This is a genomic window from Paenibacillus sp. FW104-T2 (genome assembly GCF_058789975.1).
Genome location: NZ_JBYTCE010000005.1, coordinates 130,348 through 145,196 on the forward strand (window position 1 = coordinate 130,348; position 14,849 = coordinate 145,196).

The 14,849-nt window shown below is 43.5% G+C and carries 13 protein-coding genes and 2 pseudogenes; 6 read left to right on the plus strand and 9 right to left on the minus strand.

The genetic code is table 11. The features are described 5' to 3' along the window. Positions 1 to 174: 174 nt before the first annotated feature. A complete protein-coding gene (locus AC3WQ3_RS08495) occupies positions 175 to 381 on the minus strand; it encodes a hypothetical protein (protein WP_336782881.1) in 207 nt (68 codons plus the stop codon). Between the two features lie 52 nt (positions 382 to 433). Continuing rightward, on the minus strand, positions 434 to 739 hold the full coding sequence (locus AC3WQ3_RS08500; protein WP_127538989.1) for an ArsR/SmtB family transcription factor: 306 nt from the start codon (positions 737 to 739) through the stop codon (positions 434 to 436). 191 nt (positions 740 to 930) lie between these two features. Here AC3WQ3_RS08500 and AC3WQ3_RS08505 point away from each other — a divergent pair, with 191 nt between their 5' ends. The 3 genes and pseudogenes from AC3WQ3_RS08505 to AC3WQ3_RS08515 all read left to right on the plus strand — a co-directional run. Continuing rightward, entirely contained in the window at positions 931 to 2,304 is a 1,374-nt protein-coding gene (locus tag AC3WQ3_RS08505) for an MFS transporter (RefSeq protein ID WP_492471979.1), read from the plus strand. Between the two features lie 487 nt (positions 2,305 to 2,791). After that, on the plus strand, positions 2,792 to 4,438 hold the full coding sequence (locus tag AC3WQ3_RS08510; protein ID WP_336782884.1) for an RNA polymerase sigma factor: 1,647 nt from the start codon (positions 2,792 to 2,794) through the stop codon (positions 4,436 to 4,438). A gap of 317 nt (positions 4,439 to 4,755) precedes the next feature. After that, positions 4,756 to 5,073, plus strand: a pseudogene (locus AC3WQ3_RS08515) (transposase); the annotation flags it as partial. Here the strand turns inward: AC3WQ3_RS08515 and AC3WQ3_RS08520 are convergent. Further along, the gene (locus AC3WQ3_RS08520; RefSeq protein WP_336782886.1) at positions 5,062 to 6,066 is read right to left on the minus strand and encodes an LLM class flavin-dependent oxidoreductase; all 1,005 of its coding nucleotides are present in this window, start codon (positions 6,064 to 6,066) and stop codon (positions 5,062 to 5,064) included. The pseudogene AC3WQ3_RS08515 and the gene AC3WQ3_RS08520 sit on opposite strands and share 12 nt — an antisense overlap. Before the next feature lie 129 nt (positions 6,067 to 6,195). Here AC3WQ3_RS08520 and AC3WQ3_RS08525 point away from each other — a divergent pair. After that, positions 6,196 to 6,535: pseudogene (locus tag AC3WQ3_RS08525) on the plus strand (MsnO8 family LLM class oxidoreductase); the annotation flags it as partial. A gap of 118 nt (positions 6,536 to 6,653) precedes the next feature. Here AC3WQ3_RS08525 and AC3WQ3_RS08530 read toward each other — a convergent pair. After that, positions 6,654 to 7,445 carry an NADPH-dependent F420 reductase gene (locus tag AC3WQ3_RS08530; RefSeq protein ID WP_336782887.1) on the minus strand — a complete coding sequence of 264 codons (792 nt, stop codon included), beginning with the start codon at positions 7,443 to 7,445 and terminating at the stop codon, positions 6,654 to 6,656. Positions 7,446 to 7,620: 175 nt separating this feature from the next. Here AC3WQ3_RS08530 and AC3WQ3_RS08535 point away from each other — a divergent pair, with 175 nt between their 5' ends. Both AC3WQ3_RS08535 and AC3WQ3_RS08540 read left to right on the plus strand, forming a co-directional pair. Further along, positions 7,621 to 8,229, plus strand: coding sequence for a TetR/AcrR family transcriptional regulator (locus AC3WQ3_RS08535; protein WP_336782889.1), 609 nt, complete (start codon positions 7,621 to 7,623; stop codon positions 8,227 to 8,229). A gap of 119 nt (positions 8,230 to 8,348) precedes the next feature. Beyond that, positions 8,349 to 8,696, plus strand: a complete 348-nt coding sequence (locus tag AC3WQ3_RS08540; protein ID WP_492472056.1) for a cation:proton antiporter domain-containing protein — start codon at positions 8,349 to 8,351, stop codon at positions 8,694 to 8,696. Between the two features lie 232 nt (positions 8,697 to 8,928). Here AC3WQ3_RS08540 and AC3WQ3_RS08545 read toward each other — a convergent pair whose 3' ends face one another. From AC3WQ3_RS08545 to AC3WQ3_RS08565, 5 genes are all read right to left on the minus strand, one after another. After that, positions 8,929 to 9,807: a type II CAAX endopeptidase family protein gene (locus AC3WQ3_RS08545; protein ID WP_154896351.1), complete on the minus strand. Its 879-nt coding sequence runs from the start codon at positions 9,805 to 9,807 to the stop codon at positions 8,929 to 8,931. A 153-nt stretch (positions 9,808 to 9,960) separates the two neighbouring features. Next, positions 9,961 to 10,605 carry a response regulator transcription factor gene (locus tag AC3WQ3_RS08550; protein ID WP_154896352.1) on the minus strand — a complete coding sequence of 215 codons (645 nt, stop codon included), beginning with the start codon at positions 10,603 to 10,605 and terminating at the stop codon, positions 9,961 to 9,963. Further along, a complete protein-coding gene (locus AC3WQ3_RS08555) occupies positions 10,592 to 11,533 on the minus strand; it encodes a sensor histidine kinase (RefSeq protein WP_261780115.1) in 942 nt (313 codons plus the stop codon). Before AC3WQ3_RS08555 ends, AC3WQ3_RS08550 begins: the two co-directional genes overlap by 14 nt. Before the next feature lie 1,109 nt (positions 11,534 to 12,642). After that, positions 12,643 to 13,800, minus strand: coding sequence for a DUF418 domain-containing protein (locus AC3WQ3_RS08560; RefSeq protein ID WP_336782898.1), 1,158 nt, complete (start codon positions 13,798 to 13,800; stop codon positions 12,643 to 12,645). A gap of 34 nt (positions 13,801 to 13,834) precedes the next feature. Next, a complete protein-coding gene (locus tag AC3WQ3_RS08565) occupies positions 13,835 to 14,845 on the minus strand; it encodes an AI-2E family transporter (protein WP_336782900.1) in 1,011 nt (336 codons plus the stop codon). Positions 14,846 to 14,849 lie beyond the last annotated feature (4 nt).

Here is a 14,849-nt window from a genome sequence, read left to right on the forward strand (position 1 = left end):
GAGTGGGAAATTAAATATACAGGACCCAATATTTCTATTTTGCCGTACTTTTACACGTATAGCGCTTTCCTGTTCTGCCCCATACACATCAATCTCTTCAGACAAAAGGAACAGGTAGAGATTCATAGGCAAATTGATCAGTCAATACCATCATAAATCGTAGTTGTTTCAACATCATTGCCAGTATTTGTGCAAGCTTAACCATTGGGCAGCCATGTTTAACGAGCCAGCACTAGCATACAGTATAACGGCACTGCTATTCTGAATCACATCCGATAATTCATAGTCCATTAAAAAGTCTTTTTGCAAAACCGGATAGCCGCCGCCTTGAAAAATGACTGAAGCGTTGTAAATGAATCGCTGGGCATCTTCCTTCTGCATGCGTCTGGTTCATTCATATTTAGCCCGCGTTCTAAAATCTTTGCTATCTCGATTAACTTTCATAAACATTTAGTATCGAATCTATTAAGCCAGGGAAGCGTTCATTCAGGTCTTCTGTTCGAAGTGACAACAAACGTTTGGTTCCTTCAAAGCGAGTATAAATAATTCCAGATTCCCGAAGTGTCCGGATGTGTTGTGACCTTGTAGAATTCGCAATGGGAACATCAAAATTCTTACAAGCCTGCTCTCCACTCCTATGCATTTGTGCCACCATATGAAGACGAATAGGATCACTGAGTGCATGCAGAACTGCTGGTAGCATGAAGTCTTTACGATCAGGATGATGTAGTGATTTCATTGGATTTCCCCCATTATATTCCTATACCATATTTATTATTAGCTGATGTGAGCCTACATTTTAAGCTTATCTCCAAAAACAAATTCATGTTGTATTTTACAATACTACGATATATACTTCAATTGTTCGCTATTTTACGAACAACAAAACAATACGTATACATAAGTAATACAATCAGAAGGAGAGATCGTATGAGTTCAGAAAAAAATCCCTCGGCAGTTCAATCCGAGCAGCCACTTTTAGCCCGAGAAGGCTTTACCATTGGGGCCATATGCATTGCTATTGTATTGGCACTTATGAATACATCCATGTTTAATTTGGCACTGCCTAATATCATCTCAGATTTCAATATTTCCTCATCCACAGCTTCCTGGATTGTGTCCGGATATTCCATCATGTTTGCTGTTTCTTCGATCACATTCAGTCGGTTATCTGACTTCATACCTCTCAGACGGCTGCTGAATATTGGTGTCTTTGCTTTAGGACTAGCTAGCTTGATTGGATTCTTTTGTGACAGCTTTGTTGCATTGCTTCTATGTCGTATTGTGCAGGCAGCTGGTGCGGGCGGTATTATTTCCCTATCTATGGTGCTATATACGCGTTATATTCCTATAGAACGTCGTGGTGCTGCTATGGCCATCAATATGTCTGCTGTATCACTAGGACTTGGTGCAGGACCAGTTGTCGGCGGAGCAATTGTCGAAAATTTGGGATGGCACTGGTTATTTATTCTAACTTCATTCGTCTTGCTGCTGCTTCCATTATTTCTTACGTTGCTTCCAAAAGAGTTACCACAGGCGGGATCCTTTGATCTGATCGGTGGGATATTGCTCGCTGTAGGTACGACTTCACTACTTCTGTTCACGACTAACCAGAAGGGGATTATGCTGATTGCTGGACTCGTTGCTTTGACACTCTTTGTTGTGCGAATTCGTAAAACCCCGGAGCCATTTGTACTCCCGTCGCTATTTGCAAACCGCCCATTTTTAATACTCGTTTTACTAGGAATGACAGGTTATATATGTAATTTTTCTACTTTGTTTCTCTTGCCTCAGATCTTAACTCAGAATTTCAACTTTACACCCGGAAATGCGGGATTAATCATTTTTCCTGGTTCGTTACTTGCTATCCTCGCTTCACGCCAAGTGGGTCGAGTAATTGACCGTTACGGAAATCGTACCTTTTTGAAATATGGACCTATATTGTTGTTAATCTCTACGATTCTCTTCGCTTTATTGATTGGACACTCTTGGATAGGAGCAATGATTACCTATATGATTCTTAGCCTGGCATTTACAGCACTTTCTAGCTGTTTATCCAACGAAATCTCACGTGTACTAGACAGGAAGTATATAGGTTCAGGAATGGGTTTATATCAACTTCTTCAGTTTTTCAGTGGAGCCTTTGGGGTCGCCATAGTTGCCATTGCTTTAGAAAAACAGCAACAACTCACCTTGGCCACAGCATATACGAATATTTACTGGGGCTTATGTATGCTAGCAGTCGTTGGTGTTGTTTCTGCTTTCATCTATAGAAAAAGCGGAAGTTTTACACAACCAAACTGAGGCTGTCACATACAATTTCATTGAATATCGTTGTATAAAAAAAGGAGCCGATCATATTGATCGGCTCCTTTTCCTCCCATTTTTCAACTAACGTTTCCCGTTAGTTGAATGAACCTCAATTATGCATTTGAATATTTAATCGAGACCAATCCTGGTTAACTACGGAACGAAGGAGTACCCCAAGTACCCGAAGAAGAACTTCGGCTCGTGCTCCTAGTTTTGCATCCTCCCATAGTTGAACGGTAAAGAAGTATCTTTATATACTAAATGTGAGACCTTTATATCTAAAGCAAACTTCAACTTCTTTAACAATAAGTTCATAACGTCTCTTTAACCATTTAAAGGACCTACTCATGATGTTTGTAATTATACGTGTATGAGGATCCGGTAGGACGTCCAAATTTTTTATAAAATAATCCCAACCTTTATTTCGCCTGGCACACTATATAATTGTCAGGAATTACAGATGCAACTATGGAGGCAAAAGATGGATTCAATTGGTAAAAACGAAAAAGAAGCGGCGGAAGCGATTCGGAGCTATGTCAAACCGATTTTCGGTTTTGCCTTAAACCGGGTCAAGCAGCGGGCCGAGGCGGAGGATCTGGCTCAGGAGATTATGCTGCAGTTGTTGAAATCCTTCTCCGGGGTGCGGGACATTAGAAGCCTTGACGCTTACGTCTGGACGGTTGCCCGATACACTTGGGTAAATTGGTTGAAAAAGCGTGCGCACGCTCCCCAAGCGATCGAAATCAACGGCATGTCCGAACTGTCTGCCGCCCCTTCCCGGGAGCCGCTTGACCGGCTGCTGTTAACTGAAGCTTACCGCGAGCTGCGCCGAGAAGTCGCGTTCCTGTCCGACATCCATCGCCGGATCGTGGTCATGCATTACTACGACGAGCTTAAAATCAGCGATATCGCGATTGCTCTGAACATTCCTGTAGGCACGGTAAAGTGGCATTTGAGCGAGGCTAAAAAAAAGTTACGGAAAGGGATGAAACGTATGCGTGCAACAGGAACTTTAAGTGTCAATCCGGTCAGCATGGGAGAAATGGGCCATTCCGGTTCGGCCGGCAGACTGGGCGAAACCAACGATTTTCTTGGACGCGCCTTGGCGCAAAATATCGTTTACGCGGCTTATCACAAGGCGCGGACCGTACATCAAATCGCGGAGGAGCTCGGAATGCCGCCGTCTTTGCTGGAAGGCGAAGTCCGGCACCTTGCCGATTATAATTTTCTCATCCAAACCTCTCCCGGCAAATATCAAAGCAATACTATCGTCTGGGACCTCTTCGAGTTGGCCGTAGCCGGTCATCAATTCTGGCAAGATTGCGCCGCCGAAGTGGCCGATGTTCATTTTGATGCGTTAATGGAAGTTCGCCGGCAAGTCGAGGATAGCGGAGTGTACGTTCCGGACGGCGACTATAACTTCCTGCTCTGGACCTTGCTGCCCAAGAACGTCGAGGAGCAATCTTGGCGGAGCATGCCGGCTGGCGAAAGCTTCGATGCGGTCGCACCAATACGAAAGGACGGAGGTCAGTATATTGCCTATGCGGCGTTAAACCGGAGCTACGATACCGATCCAGGTTTTGATATGAGTAGTTACGTCACCTTCGGTCCGTCGCTCCGCTACGTCGAAGACACTCCCTTATACTTGTGGCAATTCAATACGTACTGGAGTGACCGCCAGGTGGATTGGCGTTTCCTGGAGTACCGGAATGTCGAGATTTGTCATGCGTTCCAACAAGGGGAACTGCCCGACAACGAAGAGAACAGCGAGCAATATTCGTTCCTGCTGGAGAAGGGGTACATACGCAAGACGGAGGAAGGGTACAAGTTCAATGCGGTTTGGATCGACTCTCCGCAAACGTTGGATCGGCTGAACAAGGCAATGCCGGATTTGTCCTCTCTGTATGCGCCTGCTGTCGGCAAGCTCTATGACAAAATGCTCAACCTGTTCCTGCAAAATCAGCCGAAGCATTTGGAGCCGCAGCTTGCTTACATGGTGAGAGGCAACACCGGCGGAGGTCGGCTGGTCGCCTATATTTTGAAGCATTTGGTCGATAACGGGAAGTTGAAACCGCCGTTGCCGCACCAGCAGAAGACGATCTCAACCTGGATGGGGCCGGTCAAGTAAGTCGGTTTGAAATGTATATGAAGAAAGGCCGTTCCCGGGCGATGGCCATTTTTACACAAAACTCTGTCTGTCCAATGAAGTGATTAGGACATCGCTATTTCACACGGCCACCTCCTGAACGTATGGAAATGATCAAAACCTACCCATGACGCATGTGCATCATGGGTAGGTTTTGATCGCAATCGTATCTACCAGATTTCTCCTTTACCTTACGATTTTTATCTTTCTTGTTCGCAACCAACTGTGAGAGGCCAGATGCTCCACATACTCACCAGATCTAATCAGCAAAACTGCGCTGGCCGGCTTGAAGACACCTGGGCAGCAAATACCCCCTCATTGTCCGTTCCTGGCGCAACAATTGGGAGCAGCTCTCCACCTTCTTCAAATACCCGCCGGAGATCCGTAAGCTGATCTACACCACGAACATGATTGAGAGCTACCATCGCCAGCTTCGTAGGGTCACCAAAGGAAAAAGCATTTTCCCAAGCGACGAAGCGCTGCTGAAAATGCTCTATTTAGGGACGATGGATGCCACTCGCAAATCGATTGGGCGTGTACAGAACCGGGGCTTTCGGATTTATCAGGTTTCCTTAACCCGTAACGTCATAATAGAAATTCCTTTTTTAATTCATTGAAATAGAAGCAAAAGCTTCTTTTAAAATCTCATACGCACGTATTTTTTTCTCCAAATTATACATATATGAACCAACGATCAGTTCATCTGCTTCATATGTTTTTTGCAGATCAAACAACTGTGCTGTAATGGCTTTTGGATCACCACTTAGCATTAGCCCCATTTGTGATGCATATCTTTTTTGCTCAGCTGGACTTAAATAAGCTAGACTCTCAGCAGACGGCGATAGTGGGTTGTTACCCAGCGTCTTTATATATTGTTCGAACATGACAGAATATTCTTCTTCAACCTCCTTCTCCGTATCAGCCGCAATAATATTAAGACCAATCATCACGTACTGCTTTTGAAGATACGGCGATGGCTTGAAGCGCGCTCTATACAAGGCAATAGCTTCGCCCATAAGTGCAGGTGCAAAATGTCCGGCAAACGAGTATGGTAGACCTAACTCAGCAGCTAATATCGCTGAACTTATAGATGATCCTAAAATATAAATCGGTACGTTCGTGCCAGTGCCCGGAAATGCCTTTACAAAGCTTTGTTGCTCTTCAGGACCGAAATATGCAAGTAAATCTTTTACATCATTCGGAAATGAATGAACGGCGTCATTTCTTGAACGTCGAAGTGCTTGCGCTGTTAATTGATCTGTTCCAGGTGCGCGACCAAGTCCTAAATCTACTCGGTTTGGATACAGAGTGGCGAGGGTGCCAAACTGCTCAGCCACGACTAATGGTGAATGATTCGGTAGCATAATGCCACCTGCCCCTACACGAATTGTTTCACTATGTTCTAATGCATGTTTCATTAAAATGACAGTCGCAGAACTAACTGTCGTCGGCATATTATGATGTTCAGAAATCCAATAACGCTGATAACCTAATTTTTCAGTAGCTTTCAACAATTGAACCATTGATTCAATTGCTTGAATCGGTTGCTGTCCTTGATGAATTGGAACTAAATCAAGCACCGATAATTGAGTTTTTTTGAATACAGACATGCTATATTCTCCTTTTTAAAATAAACTTAATAATCGTTCAACGCCCCCCGGCAGACGCCAAGGCGCCGGCCGGAAGCATGCATTGAATGTGGCCTAAGGGACTCAGCGAATGAATATAACCTATCCCTGATAGACGGCTTCCAGGTCGCCCCCGGACAAAACGCGCGGAAAGCCATCACGGCCAGCGTGAGAATGGCCCAGACCGCCGAGACCCACGGCTTCACCCGGGTCTGGTACGACGAGCATCACAACATGCCCGAGTCTGCGTCGTCTGCGACGAGCGTCATCATCGGGTATGCCGCCTCTCAAACATCAGTGATTCGGGTAGGAGCCGGAGGGTGTCATGCTTCCCAACCACGCGCCGCTGATCATCGCAGAACAATTCGGAACACTCGAAGCTATGCATCCCGGCAGGATCGATCTCGGGCTTGGTCGCGCACCGGGCACCGACATGGTAACGATACGCGCCCCCTTCGACGATCGAGCTCCGAGGCCGGCAAGTGGAACACACCCGCCGGCCAGCTTTCTGCGGCAGTGAGCGCAGAGGCGATTCAGCCCCGCCAAGTATGACGGGGCTGAATCACAGGTCAGCTGGTGATGTCTCGGTAGATCTGGACGCCCCGGACCATGTCCATCGTCCCGGTCTCGGGATCGTAGATCGCCATGGACCCTGCAATCCGGTCATGGGCATGACGGGATCGATCGGCCCGGGCAAGTGCTGCTCGCAGGGTGTCAGCGTCGAGGTCCGTGCAGTAGGCCGGCGAGCCCGGCTCCATCCGCCACGACTCGGCAAGGTCGCCGGCGTCGACGGGTTCAAAGCCGGTGGCCTCGACGAGCTGCATGACGATCTTCTTCGCTGCCGGGTCATCGCCAGCTACTGGCAGTGCGATCCTGTCAGGCGCGCCGGCGGCAGTGCCCTTCAGTGCCAGGCTGCGGGAGAAGATGGTATTCCATGCCTTGACGATCGGACGTCCGATCTGCTCGCTGAGCCAGGAGCTATCGGAGGCTGTGCCCTCGATTCCCTCAATGACGCCGGCTTCGGGATAGTAGTTGGACATGTCCACGATGACGGTCGAGGCCGGTGCCTGACGCAGGGTTTCGGCCAGCGAGGGAATCGCGACGAATGGGATCGAGAGCACGACGACGTCCGCGGCGGCGATGGCATCAGCAGTGCTCATCGCTCGTGCGCCAAGCTCGCTGGCCAGGTCCGTGATGGTCTCTGGGCCCCGCGAGTTGGCCAGAATGAGGTCCTCGCCTCCACGTGCGAGAGCGCGTGCTAGCTGGCTTCCGATGTCTCCGGTTCCAATGACAGCAGTGATCATGTTTCTACTTTGAGTACTCCGGTGCGTGGTGCGCTCGGGATGTTTGTTGCTGTTCATGAAAACAACTCCTTATAAGTGTTTGATTACTCATTTATAGAACAATACAGTTCCATAAATGAATCATAGCAGGAATAATTATAGAACGCAACATTATCGAATTACCCTTAATAAAATGGTATAATTACATATGAGACAAAGAAGTCTACCTATTAGGAAGGGTGGCCAAGGTTTAATGTCAGATGAAAAACATCAGCAAACCGACGGAAAAAGAGGACGTCCTCTAGATTTGTCACGTAATAAAGTAATACTGGAAACAACGTTAGATTTATTAGCGGAATATGGATATGACGCATTAACAATAGATGCGGTTGCTATTAAAGCAAAAGTGGGGAAAGGGACCATTTATAGACGTTGGTCTTCTAAAATGGAACTTGTTATTGAAGCTTCCACTATGATGAGTCCTTTCGAGACATCGTTAGAGAAGTTGAATAAAAACCAAGATGTGCGAGGACAGTTGATTGACCTGCTTTCTCTACTATTTATGCAAGAAAATGAAAAGTATCAGAAAGCGATGAATGCGATTTGTAATGCTGTTAATAAACAATTAGAGGAAGGTATGCGTGATGCTTTTTACAGGCGTTACAGAAACGGTATCGAGTCGATTCTCAAACCCTATATAGAGAAACATCATATTACTCACGACGATTTAGAGATCATTACAGATATTGGCCCTGCCTTAGTTATGTATAGAAACAACTATAGGAATCAATCTGTTACTATTCATTATGTAGAGCGAATCGTTGATAAAATAATGATGCCAATATTGTTAAAACAAGTGTAAATGATGAACATTTCTTTTCTTCGATTTCTTAGTGACAAGCAAACAGTGCAACATCAGTAAGTATTTCAGTACAGATATTGAAAGATCTCAATCGACTTAACTCCTGAGAAAGCACTACGATTCCTGGGGCTGCTGTTGTCGATGATGTTATAGTCGTAATCTTGTTGGCTGTGATGATGAGTTTTTTAGGAAGTGGTAGCGATGTATCGCTTGGCTTATTAATCGGTAAGAAGATTATTTTCTTCGTTGTGATTGCTGTAGCTGGCTGGTTCGTTGTACCAAGATTTATGAAACTGCTTGAACGAATCAATGTGATAGAGCCTGTAATTACAATGGCTCTTGTCGTTTGCTTCGCGTTCGCTGATTTTGCCGACTTGATGGGGATGTCCGTATTACTTGCAAGTGAATATTTCACCTCTGTTGTTATCCTTGTTATTCTAAGACCTTATTTGCCCCTCAGTTGCTAAATGCATTTTTTAGCAAAACCGAAAAAAGAGGCGCACGCTGAAACCGGAGCCTCTTTTTCCTTATAAAACAGATTGTTTTCGTTAGTCTAAGATATCCCACCTTGGAGGTAACGAGGTGGCATTTCTTATTCAACGAACTTAAAATTTCCAATGTCAACTTTGAACTAATCTGCCCGTTAGCTTAATAAACTCGAGCAATTCGGTACAGTTCTTATAGAATTCTGTATATGGCTCATGTAAAATTCGTTGGCAGATTACGATTGCGAACAGCGCCATACAGCATGGGAATAGTAATCAGAAGGCTGATGATAACCGGAACTACAGACCCCTCAAGTCCAAAGTCACCTCCAGTGAGAAGTGAAGGACCGGTCACTTTTACAATAAACAGACCGTCTGAACTGTGTCCAGAAACAGGGATCCCAAGCAAACCTTCAAGTGCATTCCAGGAAAAGTGCAGTCCCATGGCAAACCACAGGTTCCATCGCCACATAAACGCGGCTCCAAGCAGAACACCTGCTTCCAAGGTTATGGCGAACGCGCTCCATAATGTTGCTCCTGTATTCCCAAGATGGGCTATTCCAAAGAATAGAGAAGTCACAGCGAGTGCGGCCCAGTTTCCCAGCAATTTATTCATGGCTTGAAACATTAGTCCACGAAAGATAAGTTCTTCGACAATGGCTGCGCCTAAAGCTGCTTCAATAGAAGCGATTAGAACTGTAACCGTATCCACATTATTCACCCATTGAAAAGAGTAACCTCCCAATGAAACAATAATAATAGTAGATAAAGCAATAAAAACAACCCCGGTTAGTGCTCCCATAACAGCTTCAACCCCTGCGCCCTTTCTGGATAACTCAGGAATGGACCGACGGGCTAAATATTTCATGGTAAGCGTATAGACCATGATGGCCAGAAAGCCCAATATTAATGTCAACAGCAGAGAAAGCACGTCCGGTACTTGCTCTGCTAGCGGCCGGATGGACGCATCCACAACAATTATGCTGATAGCTCCCACAATCATCCAGATGATTGGAAAGCGCCAAAACAAACTCCATTTACTTAATTTCTCATCCATCTGCGAATGTTCTTTGTGTGCAGATCTTTTCTCCATGTCTTGAGTCAGCTCCTTTATAGCTTGATGATAGTTATGAGTATAGGCTGAAAAAGTCATAAAGTGATAGTGCACTTTGGTCATGATAAAGTCATATGATTAAACGCCTAAAAAGCCGGTAACTTTAAAAATTACCGGCTTTAGGATGTCGTCTTAGTAATTCATGATTCCCGACTCTCTGGCTTTACGGGCTGCCTCTTGTCTTCCCTTAACATTAAGTTTTGAGTAAATCGTTGAAATATAATTCTTAACGGTTCCTTCACTAAGAAACAAAGCCTCTGCAATTTCTTGATTACGCATGCCTGAAGCCAGCTTTTGCAATATTTCAATTTCACGGCTACTTAGCCCGTATTCATTATGTTTAATAGTGGATCCCGGATTCATACTTTTGATCATTTTACTCGCCATCTCCTGCGAAATTAACGTCCCTCCCGCATGAACCACCCGTATGCCTGCAGCTAGATCCTTGGGGTGGATGGCCTTGAGAAGATATCCTTCTGCTCCATTGCTTAATGCCGCCATGACATATTCGACTTCCTGATAGGAGGTCAGCATCATCACTTTGATGATAGGCATTCGCTCTTTGATCAGAGCTGTTGCGTCAACACCATTCATGACTGGCATATTAATATCCATCAGTACCATATCTGGCTGAAACTGATGACAGCATTGGACTGCTTCTTCCCCATTTTTAGCTAATCCAACGATTTCTATATCATCTTCCATGGACAGTACGATATGTAGGCTCTCCAGAATTAAATCCTGATCGTCCGCAAGTAATACTTTAATTTTCCCCATGTAGCCCCACTCCTTTCAGGGGGATTTCACATCTGACTTCGGTGATCGTTTCATCTCCTACCTCTGATGATACAAACAGGCTGCCCCCCAGCCGCTCAACTCGATGTTTCATCGTAGTCAACCCGAAGCCATATTCCAATTTATCAATCGGTTTCCCATTATTTCGAATAAACAGGTGCAGAACGAATTCGGAAAATTGAAGCTCCATATCCAGTTGAGACGCTTTTCCATGTTTTAGTGCGTTCGTAATAGACTCCTGGATGACTCGCAGAATCGCCTGTCGTACTTCAAAATGCGTGTGTTGCTCTGTTCCTAGTACATTTAACGTCAGGAGAATTCCTGTATGTTCCCGAAAATTGGCCACGTGTGCCTCAATCTGCCGTACAAGATTGGACTCCTCTTCTCCTCCAATCTCATGAACAATACTTCTCATTTCATCCAGATTTTGTTCAGCCAGTGCTCTTAAGCGAATTAACCGTTCCTTGACCTCGGCAGGCTTACGATCCATAAGAGCAATGGAAGCATCAAGACTCATAATGATTGAGATAAAGGAATGCCCCAGGGTATCATGAAGTTCCTTGGACATACGATTGCGTTCTTCAAGCAGAGTCATTTTCTCAATTTCAGCAGCATAGTGGGTTAACAGCTTATTTTGCTGCTCTACTTCGACTACAAGTTCATTTTTTTGGTAATACGCTTTGGCCACGAAACTGGCCCATATGCCGATGAAGCAGAATAATACATTATCTGTCCCGCTACTAAAGGCTTGTTCCCAAGGTAACTTTAAATAAGACTGGAAGATAAAAGGAATGAATAGAATTGCGGGAATGACCCAGAATGTCTTCTTAATCAATAAGTACCCCATTGTTAGACTCGGCAGCAGATAGTCTGCTTTAGAAGTCAATTCCGGATGGATGACAGAGTTCACATAATAAGAACCTCCCAGTAATAGCTCTGCGATACAAAACCAGACCTTATTCATCCTTCGTTGAGGAAACCAGAATATCAGTGGAACGAAAAGCGCTGCCATTAGCCAACTGACGTTTAACCATGTTGTGTTCGACAGATCACTTTCTGTAAACAGTCGTGATGACAGCAAAATGTAATGGTACAAACGAAGAGCAAAAATACCCCAATCCATAAAAGATAATATCTTCCTCATGTCATCATCCTACACTATTTTTCATAAAAACATCAGTACCTGTGAATTTAGTGTATCACTATCTAATTTGGAACCCTTGGTGCGCAATTTTTTCCCCAAAGATAAGTGAGGATAAAACCAACGATAGGCCTACTGCCATCTGCAGCACATAACCGTAAACTCCACCGTCGATCTCCTTAGGCTTAATCGTCGGAACCACAAGAATCGGAGATATCGATATGATCAATCAAAATGCGGAAATCGGTTGGACATAGCTTACACCAACTTACTAGCGTACAGGTGTAAATACCGAATGTAAATTTTTATTGTTAAATTATTGCTTCGAACAATTAGAGCTAGTTCGAGAGCAATTTTCCATCTGCGGTCAAAAGACTAGGTCACAACGAGCGATAGAACGGATTGGAGCAACTAGAGAAGGGGCGGGACAATCAAGGTGGATATCATGATAATGTCTTTTATAGCATTACAGATAACGACTGGCCTGAGGTTAAAAGCACTCTTGAACATATGATCCATATAATATACTCGCCCAAAAACACGAAATAGATGTTTGTCCGAAGGAAAGTAAAAAAAGTACGCGATAGTTCCCCAGGCGAATGCCACTGGTAAGCTAGGAAAAATGCGCATCGCAGCATGGGCTTTTAATGAGCTATCCTGCCCGTTAGTTGAACAAAAGCAGCCGATCATATTGATCAGCTGCTTTCTCAGTTTTGTTGAGCTAACGTTTCTACGTTTGCGTAATTAGGCATCGATAAAATTCGCGACAACCCATAGTATTGGAATTAATCTCTTTTGCCTGATTTTAGACAAGAGGAACACATAGAAACCCCTTAAACCACAGTTATTGTAGATATCGTCTGAGTTGTCCTAAAAAGTTAACTATTCTTGTAAACTAATCGTTGTAAAAGTCGTTCTAACGGTCCATTTATTTTGTTTATTTCTAAGATTGTTGCCAATAAAACTGAACTGATCCAAATACCTACTGCAATCAGAGCTGCCACACCATTACTCACGCGTCCCCCTAAATCAAATGCGACTGGTGATAGATATAAAACTAGCAAAGCTTCATTCCACACAAAGAATGTCAGCGAACGCTTCCCTACAGCCATAAGAGACCGTGTGATTATTCCTACCTTAGCCATTTTGGCACCTATGATACCGAAGATCGCTGCATAAGCTGCACCTCCGGCGATTCCGGTTAGAATATGCAATCCGCTTAAAAAGCCTACTGTATGCGTTTCTGGATTCCATATGTCACCAATTAGAGATACAGGCAACGCTCCTACCAATGAGACTGCTAAGCCTATAATAGAAATATAGAGGAGTTTTTTTAAATGCTGTTCAGGTCTGGTCAATAATTGATACCTAGCCATCCACATTCCAAGCAAAACAGAAGGCAAGATAGGAAACAATACATGAATTAACAACGGATAAATAGGGAATACAATTAAATTAGAAATTGCTACATCAAGATAGGTGTCATTTGCTGAAAAACCCGGTTGAAATCCATTCCCGCCTATAGCTCCCCATAGAATAGGAATTAACAAAACATAAAACAATGTAATTAATACAAAATTACGGATTAAGGTTTTGTTCTCCCGCCTTACTAACCTACTTAAAATGAGTCCCGCTATCCCGTAGGCCATCAATATATCTTGGCCCCCAATAAAGATTGTTAGGGCCATTCCAAAACCAATTAAGTACCAAGAACGTCGTCGAATTGTCTTTACGGCATCTTCTTCCCTTTTTCCCTTTTTGATTTGACTGTTATAAATTAAAATTAGACCATACCCAAATAGTACAGCAAACATAGCTCTGGCACGGTTATCAATCGCTAGTAAACCCAGAACATTCACTACGTGATCAAACCAAGTAACAGCTTCAACCTTAAACATAATACCAGGTTTACTGTTATACAAATACAGTGGGGCATGAGCAAGAGCAATGAGCAGAAGCATAGCGCCTCGAGCAAGATCTAATGAAACAGCGCGTTTTGAGTTATTCGTTGTTTCTATTGTTGACGTGTTGGACATAATGATTTATCACCTCTAATCGCAGGATGAATTTCTACGTTTCAGTTTTCCGATTAACCTCTAAAATATCTAAAAAGAAAATAAATATAGGGATTCCCACAATTAATCCCCATACGCCGATGTAATGTTCTGAGAACAATAACACCACGAGAGTATAAAACATGGGCAGGTCCATTTTTGAGGCCATTAGTTTAGGGTTCAAAAAGTACCCTTCAACAAAATGCAATACAAAAATCATAATCAGTACATAGAAAACCATGTCTATTCCACCGATCGTGTAACCTATTATGCACAGTGGAACAAGCGATATCACAAAGCCGACAACGGGAATTAAGCTAAGCAAGAAGATCATAATGGAGAGAGCAAACAAATAAGGATAGCCCAGTAACAGCAGACCTAATACCGAAAATGTGGTGTTTAGCAAAGCGATCAGAATTTGCGCTTCAATTACTTTCCCAAAAGAAGATACAAACTTTTTCCCAAGGTTTTTGACTTCAATATAAAACCAAGCTATTTTACTGCTCTCCAACTTAGAAGTAAAAGTGACAATACGGTTTTTTTCAAGTATGAAGATAAAACTTAATATGATTGATAAAATGAAGCTTGAGCCCCAGTTACTTATCTTCAAAACGTAGTCAATGCCATTCTTAAGGTAACTTTGATAATTTAAACTATTGATGGTATCAAACAAATAGAGGGTAATTTTGTTCTGTGGTAGATCATCAGGGCTTAAGTTCGTCAAGAAAGTAGTTAATTGCATCATTTGTTCATAAATTTTAGGGAGATAATTCACGAGCGAAGCAATAATAAGAGCAATAAGTATGAGATACAGTAAAATAACTATTACTTTACTATTAACTGTCACAAACTTACTGATTCTTTTATGAAGCTGTATTTGAATGCTATTCATAATAAAAGCTATCAAGAATGTGAGAAGCACTACATTAAGCATTCCTTTAATGAAATACAGCAGTAATCCAATCAATACTAAAACTATGAATCGTCGAGTGTTTATATCCGAGAAGAATCTTTTAATAAAATCCATGTTA

Coding starts and splice junctions, on each gene's coding strand:
- AC3WQ3_RS08495 (WP_336782881.1), bottom strand. CDS start 381: ATGCAGAAGGAAGATGCCCAGCGATTCATTTACAACGCTTCAGTCATT.
- AC3WQ3_RS08500 (WP_127538989.1), bottom strand. CDS start 739: ATGAAATCACTACATCATCCTGATCGTAAAGACTTCATGCTACCAGCA.
- AC3WQ3_RS08505 (WP_492471979.1), top strand. CDS start 931: ATGAGTTCAGAAAAAAATCCCTCGGCAGTTCAATCCGAGCAGCCACTT.
- AC3WQ3_RS08510 (WP_336782884.1), top strand. CDS start 2,792: ATGGATTCAATTGGTAAAAACGAAAAAGAAGCGGCGGAAGCGATTCGG.
- AC3WQ3_RS08520 (WP_336782886.1), bottom strand. CDS start 6,066: ATGTCTGTATTCAAAAAAACTCAATTATCGGTGCTTGATTTAGTTCCA.
- AC3WQ3_RS08530 (WP_336782887.1), bottom strand. CDS start 7,445: ATGAACAGCAACAAACATCCCGAGCGCACCACGCACCGGAGTACTCAA.
- AC3WQ3_RS08535 (WP_336782889.1), top strand. CDS start 7,621: ATGTCAGATGAAAAACATCAGCAAACCGACGGAAAAAGAGGACGTCCT.
- AC3WQ3_RS08545 (WP_154896351.1), bottom strand. CDS start 9,807: ATGGAGAAAAGATCTGCACACAAAGAACATTCGCAGATGGATGAGAAA.
- AC3WQ3_RS08550 (WP_154896352.1), bottom strand. CDS start 10,605: ATGGGGAAAATTAAAGTATTACTTGCGGACGATCAGGATTTAATTCTG.
- AC3WQ3_RS08560 (WP_336782898.1), bottom strand. CDS start 13,800: ATGTCCAACACGTCAACAATAGAAACAACGAATAACTCAAAACGCGCT.
- AC3WQ3_RS08565 (WP_336782900.1), bottom strand. CDS start 14,845: ATGGATTTTATTAAAAGATTCTTCTCGGATATAAACACTCGACGATTC.